The organism is Pseudomonas sp. 7P_10.2_Bac1, assembly GCF_025465935.1.
In the GTDB taxonomy this organism is placed as follows: Bacteria; Pseudomonadota; Gammaproteobacteria; order Pseudomonadales; family Pseudomonadaceae; genus Aquipseudomonas.
In genome coordinates, this window is the sequence record NZ_JANLNV010000059.1 from 328,251 (window position 1) to 339,531 (window position 11,281).

Below are 11,281 nucleotides of genomic sequence, written 5' to 3' on the forward strand. Positions count from 1 at the left end.
CCCAACCATTGCTTTGTCGTGTAACCACAATAAATAAAACAGGTGCCACCGCGATGTCTGACTCTACCCAAGCTGCGTCCAAAGGACGCCTCAACCTTGAAACACGCTCCATCGATTATGTCCCGCTGGCCGAGCGACACGGCAAAGCCTGGCACTTGTGGCCGATCTGGTTTTGCGGCGAAGCCCACCTCACCACCCTCGCGGTGGGCATCATCGGTATCGGCATGGGCGCCAACCTGTTCTGGTCGGCGATCGCTATTTTCTTCGGGTGTGCGTTCGGGACGCTGTTCATGGCCGGCCACTCCACCCAGGGCCCGCAAATGGGCCTGCCGCAACTGATCCAGTCTCGACCGCAGTTTGGCTACCTGGGCGCGCTGTTGGTATACGTGGTGGCCATCGCTACTTATGTGGGCTACAACGCGTTCAACCAATTGCTGGTCGGGCAAACCCTGCATGAGCTGTTCAACGCACCGGAGCATGGCTCGGCCATTGCCTTCTCGCTGCTGGCCATTGTCATGGCTATTGCCGGGTATAACACCTTCCACAAAGTGCAGCGGTTTCTCGCCTTTGTGCTGATTGCCGTCATGGTGGTGTTCACCATCGGCTTGTTTATTTTCGTCAAACTGCCCGCCGAACAACTGAGCATGTCGGGCTTCAAGGCCACGCCGTTCCTCGCACAATTCTTTGTCGCTGCGGCGTATCAGTTGAGCTGGGCGATCTATGTGTCGGACTACTCGCGGTATTTGCCGGCCAATGTCAGCGTCAAATCATCGTTCTGGTGGACCTACTTCGGCGCCATGATCGGCGGCGTATGGATGATGCTGATCGGCGCCCTGGCCGCGGCCTTGAGCCCCGGTCAAAACCTGGCCAAAGGCTTGGTCATGCTGGGTAACTCATTGTTCAGCGGCTTCGGCGAAATCCTCCTGATTCTGGCCGTGCTCAGTCTGGTCACCAGCGCGGCGCAGAACTTCTACGGTGCCTCGATCACCCTGCTCAGCATTGCCGACACCGTAAAAAGCCAGACCTCTACCCTGCTCAAACGCATCGTCTCGATGCTGATTGTGGGCGGCACGGCCATCGCCATCGCCATGACCGCCTCGGATAACTTCGTGAAGGACTTCGGCGACTTCCTGGCGATCCTGCTGTACCTGTTCACACCGTGGACGGCCATCAACCTGGTGGACTTCTACAAAGTCCGCCACGGCAAGTTCTCGATCACCGAAATCTTCAAACCCAACGGCATCTACGGTCGCTGGAACTGGCGCGGCATCGGCGCTTACGTCGCAGGTTTTGTCGCCATGCTGCCGTTCTCCAGCACCGGCCTGTACACCGGCTACGTCACCACTCTGCTGGGCGGAGCCGATATCAGCATGATCGTCGGGTTGATCGTCTCGGGCGTGGTCTATTGGTGGTTGTGCCGCTCGCAGAACATCCAGCAAGAGCTGTCGCAAATCGACCATCTGGACAAGGACCTGGAAGCCCGCTTACAGGCAAGCTGATCGTCGTTTGAACACGGTTCACTGGCTGCAACGGGCAGTGAACCGCTAGCTCCGACTAATTCCTGCCACTCGCCCGACAAAAAATTGCTAAATTGGCGCCCTGTTTTTAAGCGTCGGTTGAGTGTCGGAGAATGGAAGAATGAGTGGTGACGCCGCAGTGCCTGAGCTCAAAAAGCGCCGAACCCGCATAGACCCGGAGTTGCGGCGCAAGGCGATTATCGAAGCCACCATGCAATGCATCACCCAGTACGGCCACAGCGGCAGCACACTGGAGCGCATCTGCGCACAGGCCGGTGTTTCCATCGGTTTGATCGGCCATCATTTTTCCAGCAAGGAAGAGCTGATGCTGTCCACCTATCAGGCGCTGACCGACCAACTGCGCGAAGAAACCCGCAAATACCTGGCCAGCCAGGGCGGCTCATCGCAAGACCGGTTACTGGCGATTATCCGCTCCTCGTTTCGGGGGCAGATCTTCAACGAATTCATCCTCACCACCTGGCTGGGCTTCTGGGGCGCGGCCGTGTCGTCAGACCAATTGCGCGCGCTCAACAAAAAGCTCTACGCCGACTACCGCAAAGAGCTGGAAGCCGTGTTCAACGACATCGCCCGCGAAAACGGCACCCACATCGACGCCAAAAGCGCAGCCCTGACCATCACCGCCTTGATCGACGGTTTTTGGCTGGAATGGGCCCTCGACCACAAAGCCTTCAGCTCCAAAAAAGCCGAGAAATGCTGCATCACCACGGCGCAAATGTTTGTGAACAGCGCGCAGCCACTGCCCGCTTAACAGGCAAAAACAAAACCTGTAGTTGCTGACCAGATACGAGGCTGCGACTACCGGGTGAGCGGTCAGCCTTTGAAATCAGCCATTACACAAAGGGACAGCCCCTAGGAGTTGTCCCCCTGAAAGAATCAGTTCCCGATCCACCCAACGCGCCTGAGTGCAAGCAGGCACCTAAATTTCAAAGGCTTTTCTGTAGGAGCGAGCTCGTCTCGCGATCTTTTGACCTTGAAAGATCGCGAGGCAAGCTCGCTCCTACGGGTTTTGTGGGTTAGCGGAAGACTAAGCCACCGTCGATCAGCGGGGCTTGGCCGGTCATGTAGTCGGCGTCCGGGCTGGCCAGGTAGGCGACGAAGGCCGCGACGTCTTCCGGGGTTTCGGCACGGCCCAGGGCGATGCCGTTGACGAATTTATCGTAGGTGGCGCCAATCGGCGCGCCGGTGATTTCTGACATGCGTTTGTCGATGTCGACCCACATGTCGGTCCCCACCACGCCAGGGCAGTAGGCGTTGACGGTGATGCCGTGCACCGCCAGTTCTTTGGCCGCCGCCTGGGTCAGCGCGCGGACCGCGAACTTGGTGGAGGAGTAAACACCCAGTAAGGCATAGCCTTCATGGCCTGCGATGGAGCTGGCGTTGATGATTTTGCCTTTGCGCTTGAGCGCCTGGAACTTCTCGGCCGCGGCCTGGATGCCCCACAAGGTGCCTTGTACGTTGATGCGGTAGATGCGCTCAACTTCTTCAGCCGTTACGTCCAGCAGCGGCTTGACCTGCGAAATGCCCGCGTTGTTGACCATGATGTCCAGCCCGCCGAGCGAGCTGTGGGCATGCTCAACAGCCTGGAACACTTGCTCACGGTCGCCCACGTCGGCCACAAAGGTGCTGGCTTTGCGGCCCAGCGCCTGAACCTCTTCGGCCACTTGGCGCAGTTTGTCCTGGTTGATGTCGACCAGCGCAATGTCGGCGCCGTCTTTTGCCAAGCGCAGTGCGATACCACGGCCAATGCCCTGCGCGGCTCCTGTGACCAATGCCACTTTTGCAGTGAGTTTCATTCGTTGGGCTCCTTTCAACAGTTAGCGGTGTCTGCGGCCTCAACCTTAGTCCAGACCGCCGACGTGTCTATTGATGTAGCGCACGGTCTCGGGCTGCGAGCACGGCTTCATGCATCGCTTCACTGAGGGTCGGATGGGCAAAGATGACCTCACTCAGCGCCTCATCAGTGGCTTCCAGCGCCTGGGCGATACCAAAGCCCTGGATCTGTTCGGTCACGTGCGGTCCCACCATGTGGGCGCCAAGCAGTTCACCGCTTTGGGTGTCGAAAATGGTTTTCACAAAGCCGGTGCTTTCGCCCATGGCCAGCGCTTTACCGTTGGCTTGATAGTCGAAACGCCCCACGCTGATGGTGTGGCCCAAGCTGCGCGCCGCCGCTTCGGTGAGGCCCAGGCTGGCGACTTCCGGTCGGGCATAGGTGCAGCCGGGGATGCGGCTTTTGTTCAGCGGGTGCACACCTTCGACACCGGCCAGTTTCTCGACGCAGATCACCCCTTCATGGCTGGCCTTGTGCGCCAGACATGGCGCGCCGGCCACGTCGCCAATCGCGTACAGCCCGGCCACGCTGGTGCGCGACCAGGCGTCGGTTTTGATAAAGCCTTTGTCGAATTCAACACCCAGCGCTTCAAGGCCCATGTCTTCGGTGTTGGGCACAATGCCCGCCGCCAACAGCACTTGTGCCACCTGCACGGTCTGTTCGCTACCGTCACCGAGAGTGAGCTGGCAGCTCAGCGCGCCGGCCTCGCCTTGCACGGCGCTGACTTTGGTCTGGGTCAGGACACGAATCCCGCGTTGCTCGAATTCACGCTGCACCAGGCTGGCCACGTCGTGGTCTTCGACCGGCATGATTTGCCTGGCCACTTCCACCAGCGTCACTTGGCTGCCGAGGTCGTTGTACAGGCTGGCAAACTCGACACCGATGGCGCCAGAGCCAATCACCAGCAGCGACTCGGGCACAGTCTTGGGCACCAGCGCGTCGAAGTAGCTCCAGATCTTTTGCCCGTCGGCCACCAGCCCCGGCAACGGCCTGGGCCGTGCGCCGGTGGCCAAAATGATATGCCGCGCCTGGTACACCGCCTCGCCCTTTTCGCCGGTGACGGTGACTTCACCTTTGGCGCTGACGCGGCCACGGCCATCGATCACCGTGACGGCGTTTTTCTTCAGCAGGTAAGCGATGCCGGCCGTCAGTTTGCGCGACACGCCACGGCTGTGGGCCACCAGTTGCGCAATGTCGAACTGGATGTTGTCCGCGCTAAAACCGAAGGTATCCAGGTGCTTCAAGGTGTGCCCGACTTCGGCGCCTTTGAGCATGGCTTTGGTGGGGATGCAGCCCCAGTTCAGGCAGATGCCACCCAAATGCTGCTGTTCGACCAAGGCCGTGCTCAGGCCCAGCTGGGCGGCGCGTATGGCCGCCACGTAACCGCCGGGCCCGCCGCCAATCACCAGTACATCGTATTTATCGGTCATGGTGGCTCCTAGAGCATCATCAGGCTGGGGGTCTGCACCAGGCGCTTGAGTTCTTTGAGGAACGCCGCCCCCAGCGCACCGTCTATCACCCGGTGATCACACGACAGGGTCACGGTCATTTGCGTGCGCACGGCGGGCTGGCCGTTGTGCGCGACCACCCGCTGCTCGCCTGCGCCAATGGCTAGAATCGCCCCTTGCGGCGGGTTGATGATGGCGTCGAACTGGCTGACCCCGAGCATGCCCAGGTTGGAGATGCTGAAGGTGCCGCCCTGGAACTCTTCGGGTTTGAGCGTGCCCGCTTTGGCTTTGGTCACCAGGTCGAGCATTTCTTGGGAGATGCTCGACAGGCTCTTGCGGTTGGCCTGACGCACGATCGGGGTAATCAAACCGCCGGGCAGTGCCACGGCCACCGAAATATCCGCGTCACTGAAGCGCAGCACTGCTTGGCGAGCTTCGTCGAACTGCACGTTGACGTCCGGCACTTTGACCAGCGCCAGGCCAACGGCCTTGATCAGCAGGTCGTTGACCGACAGTTTGACCGCCGGCGCCGAGGCGTTGATTTCACTGCGCAGCGCCAGCAGCGCTTCCAGGTCCAGATCGGCCTGCAGGCGGAAGTGCGGTGCCGTGCGTTTGGACTCTTGCAAGCGCGCGGCAATCGCTTTGCGCATGCCGTTCATGGGCAGAACTTCCGCTTCGGGCGCCTGCGCAGCGGCGGGTGCAGGTGCAGCCAGCACTGGATTTTGCGCGGCGTTGACTTCCAGCACGTCGGCCTTGCTGACCCGGCCACGGCTGCCCGTGACGCGGCAATCGTTGAGGTTGACGCCCAGCTTGGCCGCCAAACGGCGAGCCACCGGCGTGGCCACGATGTGGCTGTCATCGGCCCGCGAGCGCGCTGGCCCCTCGGCCCGGTGCGCCGGTTGCAACGTCGCGACCTTGCCGCCGTGGTCCTTCACGGCCTGCTCGATGTCGGTCACGCTGATTCGCCCTTGCGGGCCGGTGCCGCTGACACGCGCCAAGTCGATGCCCAATTCTTTGGCCAGACGCTTGGCATGCGGCGTGGCGAACACGGTTTCGGCGCTGTCGCCAAGCAAGGCGTGCGGTACTTGCCAACCGTGGGTGGTCTTGGCCAAAGGGGCTGGCGCGGGCGTCGGGGCTTTTGCCGCCGCGGCCGCAGGGGCCGGGGCAGCAGGCGCGGGGGTGGCCGCTTCAGGTGCCGCAGTGGCTGCCGGAGCCGCGCCGCGTTGAGCGATAAACGCATCAATCTCGGCATCACTCACCGAGGCATCGGCCACGATGCCCAGCAAGCCGCCCACCGGCAGGGTTTGCCCGGGCTGGGCCACTTTGCGCCGCAGCACGCCATCAAACGGTGCTTCCAGCACGTTGGAGATTTTGCTGGTTTCGATGTCGCACAGTTCCTGATGCTGTTTGAAGGTGTCGCCTTCTTCAATCAGCCAGTTATTGAGGGTGCCCTCTTCCATCGACAGGCCCCATTTTGGCACCTCGATGATTTTGATCTCGCTCATGGTCAGGCCTCCATCACTTTGCGGACAGCGGCTTCAATGCGATCGACACTCGGAATCCAGGCTTGCTCCAACACCGGCGAAAACGGTACGGGGGTGTGCGGCGGAGTGACCATGATGATCGGCGCTTTGAGCTGGTAGAACGCTTTGGTAGCGATCAAGGCGGCCAGGTCGTGGGCAAAACCCAGGCGCGCGGCGGACTCGTCGACAATCACCACGCGGCCGGTGGAGGTTACAGATTCGAGAATGCCATCTTCGTCCAGCGGTGACACGGTACGCGGGTCGACCACTTCGACCGAGATGCCTTCAGCGGCCAGTTTGTCGGCCACCTGGTTGGCTTTGTGGACCATGGCCGCCAGGGCGATGATGGTCACGTCGGTGCCTTCGCGGGTGTAGTTGGCCACGCCAAACGGGATGGTGTACGGCTCTTCGGGCACTTCGCCCTTGATGTCATAGAGCGCTTTGTGTTCACAGAACACCACCGGGTCGTCGTCGCGAATCGCCTGGATCAACAAGCCTTTGACGTCGTAAGGGGTCGATGGAACCACTACTTTGAGGCCCGGCGTGGTGGCAAAAATATGGTACGGCGATTGCGAGTGTTGAGCGGCGGCCGAGAAGCCCGCGCCGATCATGCCGCGCACCACCATTGGCGCCTTGGCCTTGCCGCCGAACATGTAGCGGAACTTGGCCGCCTGGTTGTAGAGCATGTCGTGGCAGACGCCAAAAAAGTCCATGAACATCAGCTCGGCCACCGGGCGCAGACCGGTCATTGCTGCACCCGCCGCCATGCCGATAATCGCCGACTCGGTGATCGGAGTATCGATGACCCGCGATGAGCCGAACTCGGTCCACAAGCCTTTGGTCACGCCCAGCACACCGCCGAACGCTTCGCCTTTGCTGCCCACTTCTGCAGTACCGGCCTGACCGCCGCACACGTCTTCGCCGATCAGCACCACACGATCATCGAGCGCCATTTCTTGAGCCAGGGCTTCTTTGACCGCTTCACGATAAGTACGAATTGCCATGGTTCAACTCCTCAGTAAGACACGTAGACGTCGGTCAGCAAGCTTTCTACCGCAGGGAAATCTGCCGCACGGGCCTTGGCCACGGCGTCATCGACCAAGGCAGTGACCTCGTCGTCGATGGCTTGCAGTTCTTCTGGGGAAATCTGACCGGCAACGCGTTGACTGAAGATTTTTAATGGATCGCTTTCCTGGCGCAGACGCTCGACTTCGCCGTCTGCGCGATACAGCATCGGATCGCCTTCAAAGTGGCCGTACCAGCGATGGGCCACCGCCTCGATAGAGGTCGGGCCGCCACCGTTGCGGGCGCGCTCGACGGCCTCGGCAACCGCTTCATGCACGGCAAAGAAGTCTGTGCCGTCGACCTTGACCGCCGGCATGCCGAAGCCTGCCGCACGCTGGGTGATATTGCGCCCACCCACCGCATAGTCATGCCCGGTGGCTTCGCCGAAGCCGTTGTTCTCGAACATGAAAATGACCGGCAGTTGCAGCACCACGGCCATGTTCATGGCCTCAAACACCAGACCCTGGTTGGAGCCGCCATCCCCCGTGAACGAAACAGCCACACCATGGTTGCCCAGGGTTTTGGCGGTCAGGGCTGCACCGATGGCCAGAGGTGGCGCACCACCGACAATGGCGTTGGCGCCGAGCATGCCTTTGCTCAAATCGGCGATGTGCATCGACCCGCCCTTGCCTCGGCACAGGCCTGAATCCTTGCCAAAAATTTCTGCCATCATGCCGTGAATGTCACAACCTTTTGCAATGCAATGGCCGTGTCCACGGTGTGTAGAACCGATGTAATCGGTGTCTTTGAGGTTCTCGCAAACCCCTACCGCAATCGCCTCTTCACCGCAGTAAAGGTGAATGAAACCGGGGATATCACCGGAAGTGTTCTCTTGGTGAAGGCGCTCTTCGAACACGCGAATTTCGCGCATTTTGCGGTAGGCCTTAAGCAGTTCTGACTTGCTAAGCGACATGGGTTCGCCCTCTTGTCTTGGCTTTTTTATTGGATTTATCGAACACCTTGTAGTGAACGACGATGGCGTTCCCTTACGGTAAGAGTCTAAAGTCGCAGCCATAACTACCCGGATGGGGGGGCGCGATTCCCGCCTCTGGGGGGTATTCTTTAACCCCCCCAGGGACGGCGTCATCAAAACGCTAGAGGGATAAATAACAACAATGACCCAGGCTAATTTTTCCAACCCGATTGAGCGTCAGACTGCGTTTGGTCTTGACCACGGCTTGCCCCTGATCGGCACCAAACTGGTGCCGCCCCGATCAGCCGGTACGGTGCTGGCGCGCACACGCCTGTTGGATAAAATCAGCCTGATGCAAGGGCGCTGCATGGCGCTGGTGTGCGGCCCGGCCGGGTTTGGCAAAACTACGTTGCTGGGGCAATGGCGCCAGTGCTTGCTCGACCAGGGCCACAGCGTGGCGTGGCTGAGCCTGGATCAACAAGACGACACCCCGCAGACTTTTCGCCGCTATCTGCTGGCAGCCTTGAGCCATGCCAGTGGCCAGCCGCTGACGCCTGTGGATGCGCTCACAGAGAGCCTTACGCTGGCAGACAGCCGGTTTATCCGGGAGTTGATCAACCTGATGCTGCCCCGGCAAAACGCCCTCTATCTGGTGCTCGACGACCTGCACCTGGTCAATCACCCCGGGATCATCAGCGACCTTGAGCAATTGCTGCAGCACGCCCCTGAGTGTTTTCACGTGCTAGTGGGCAGCCGTAGCGTTCCGCCGCTCTCGCTGAGCCGTCTGCAGGCGCACAATCAGTTGCTTGAGATCGACACCAACGCCTTGCGATTCAACGTCGAAGAAACCCAACACTACCTGGCCAGTGCCAACCCTCAGCGCTTCCCCGCCACCGAGCTTCAACGGGTACTGAACCTGACCGAAGGCTGGATCACCGGGATTCAAATGGCGGCACTGGCGCCCAGCGACCCGCTGCGCAACCTCAACCGTCTGCATCTGGGCAGTCGGCAGATCGGGCGCTACCTCTACGACGTGGTGTTGGCGCCGCTGCCGGTGCGGCTACAAGAGTTTCTGTTGAAAACCTCGATCCTCGGGCGCCTGACGCCTTCGCTGTGCAATGCCGTCACCGAGCGCGACGACGCCGAGCACATGCTGGCCGAGATTGAGCGCCACAACCTGTTTCTGTTCTCGCTGGACAGCCAGGGGCATTGGTTTCGCTACCACGCCCTGTTTGTCGAAACCCTCAACGAGCGCTTGCAGCACAGTGATATTGCGGTGATGCATTTGCATGAGCGGGCCAGCAATTGGCTGGCCCAGCACCACTACTGGGCCGAGGCGATTCGCCACGCGCTGGCGGCCGGCAAGCTTGGCAGCCGCAATGATTTCGCACCTCAGGGCGCGCAGTCGCTGGCCGAGGAAGGTGATGTCGATACGCTGGTGCGCTGGTTGCAGCAGATGCCGGAAATGGCCAGCCAACCCTTGGACGAGCAACGCATCGACCTGCAACTGAACCTGGCCTGGGCGTTGGGGCATCACTTTCATTTCACCGCGTCTCGCGGCTTGCTCGACAGCCTGCGGCCGCTGTTCAGCACGTCGCAGCTCAACGCTCGACTGCACATTAAATTTCAAGTGATCGGTGCCATTACCGAAGCCTTCGCCGAACATATCAGCCAGAGCATCGAACGCGTCGAGCCGTTGCTGGCTCACGTACCTTGCGGCGATACCTGGGTCGACGGGCTGATCTGCAACATCCTCAGTTATGGCTACATGACCCAGGGCCATTACCCCCGGGCGCAAGCGGTGCAGCGCCACATGCCCTGCCCGACCACACCCTCGCACAACCTGTTCGTGACGGTGTACCGGGCCTATGTGCTGGGCTTGAGCCACTTTCGCCAAGCGGACTTGCACAGTGCCGAGCAGTATTACCGCCTCGCGCTGACCCCGGCGCAAGACCTGACTGGCCCGCAATCGAGTGGTAGCGCGACGTTGGCGGCACTGTTGGGCGAATTGCAGTACGAGCGCGGCGAGTGGCAAGACCTGCAAACGCTGGTGACACCACGTTTAGACCAGATCGATGCGATTGCTCCGCTGGATGCCTTGTTTGGTGCCTATGCGAGCCTGGCGCGCCAGGCGCTGCTGGTGGGTGAGCCGACTCAGGCCCGTTACCTGCTGGAGCATGCACAACAACTGGCCACCTTGCGCCGATGGCCGCGTTTACAAGCCTGGTTGCTGGTGGAGGAAATCCGTATTCACCTGGCGTGTGAGCAACTGCCCCAGGCGTTGGAGTTGCAAGCGCAGTTTGAAGCGCTGGACCCGCAGCGCACGCATGCCGAGATCAACCGTGCGCGTACCGAAGCCCACTGTCATATCCTCGCGGCACAAAAGAACTGGTCCGTGGCGGCTTCGTTGTGGCAAGCCCTGTTGCAAGACGATGAGCGCCAGGGCCAACTGCTGCGCGCGGTTCGCAGCCGGGCGGCGCTGGCGTGTGCCTTGTGGCCGGACGACCCGTCAGGCGCCCTGCACATCTTGCAGCCGGTGCTGAACCTGGCATGTCGGCAAAACCTGCGACGCAGCTTGCTGGATGCCGGTAAAGCGATGCCAGCACTGCTTGAAGCAGCCATAAAAACGGCCCGCAGCGAGGGGGCGGAGTACCTGCGCAGCCTGCTGGAAAACCTCGAGACGCACATCGGCCCGCAAGAACTCCAGCCCCCTGAGCCGAGCTTGAGTGAACGTGAATTGCAGATATTGCGACTGATTGCCCAGGGCCAGGCCAACAAACAGATTGCCCGCAGCCTTGATATCTCGGCAGAAACCGTGAAATGGCACCTCAAAAACCTGTTCAGCAAACTCCACGTCACCAGCCGTATCCAGGCGATCACCCGGGCGCAGAAACTGAGTTTGCTTGAGTAATGCGGCGGCCTTTCAGCCATCAAAAGATCGCGAGACAAGCTCGCTACAGATTAGG

At 60.7% G+C, this 11,281-nt stretch carries 8 protein-coding genes; 3 read left to right on the top strand and 5 right to left on the bottom strand.

Translation table 11 applies throughout. The features are described from left to right. Positions 1 to 53 precede the first annotated feature (53 nt). Together NTD86_RS12690 and betI are read left to right on the top strand one after the other, a co-directional pair. Positions 54 to 1,499, top strand: coding sequence for a purine-cytosine permease family protein (locus NTD86_RS12690; RefSeq protein ID WP_262202676.1), 1,446 nt, complete (start codon positions 54 to 56; stop codon positions 1,497 to 1,499). A 139-nt stretch (positions 1,500 to 1,638) separates the two neighbouring features. Further along, entirely contained in the window at positions 1,639 to 2,286 is a 648-nt protein-coding gene (betI, locus tag NTD86_RS12695; protein WP_262202678.1) for a transcriptional regulator BetI, read from the top strand. Between the two features lie 265 nt (positions 2,287 to 2,551). Here betI and NTD86_RS12700 read toward each other — a convergent pair whose 3' ends face one another. From NTD86_RS12700 to NTD86_RS12720, 5 genes are all read right to left on the bottom strand, one after another. Then, positions 2,552 to 3,331: an acetoin reductase gene (locus tag NTD86_RS12700; protein WP_262202680.1), complete on the bottom strand. Its 780-nt coding sequence runs from the start codon at positions 3,329 to 3,331 to the stop codon at positions 2,552 to 2,554. A 67-nt stretch (positions 3,332 to 3,398) separates the two neighbouring features. Beyond that, positions 3,399 to 4,796, bottom strand: a complete 1,398-nt coding sequence (gene lpdA, locus NTD86_RS12705; protein WP_262202682.1) for a dihydrolipoyl dehydrogenase — start codon at positions 4,794 to 4,796, stop codon at positions 3,399 to 3,401. Between the two features lie 8 nt (positions 4,797 to 4,804). Further along, the gene (locus NTD86_RS12710; protein ID WP_262202684.1) at positions 4,805 to 6,319 is read right to left on the bottom strand and encodes a 2-oxo acid dehydrogenase subunit E2; all 1,515 of its coding nucleotides are present in this window, start codon (positions 6,317 to 6,319) and stop codon (positions 4,805 to 4,807) included. A 2-nt stretch (positions 6,320 to 6,321) separates the two neighbouring features. Continuing rightward, a complete protein-coding gene (locus tag NTD86_RS12715) occupies positions 6,322 to 7,341 on the bottom strand; it encodes an alpha-ketoacid dehydrogenase subunit beta (protein WP_048367731.1) in 1,020 nt (339 codons plus the stop codon). An 11-nt stretch (positions 7,342 to 7,352) separates the two neighbouring features. Continuing rightward, entirely contained in the window at positions 7,353 to 8,315 is a 963-nt protein-coding gene (locus NTD86_RS12720; protein WP_262202686.1) for a thiamine pyrophosphate-dependent dehydrogenase E1 component subunit alpha, read from the bottom strand. Positions 8,316 to 8,517: 202 nt separating this feature from the next. Here NTD86_RS12720 and NTD86_RS12725 point away from each other — a divergent pair, with 202 nt between their 5' ends. Beyond that, the gene (locus tag NTD86_RS12725; protein ID WP_262202688.1) at positions 8,518 to 11,226 is read left to right on the top strand and encodes a LuxR C-terminal-related transcriptional regulator; all 2,709 of its coding nucleotides are present in this window, start codon (positions 8,518 to 8,520) and stop codon (positions 11,224 to 11,226) included. Positions 11,227 to 11,281 lie beyond the last annotated feature (55 nt).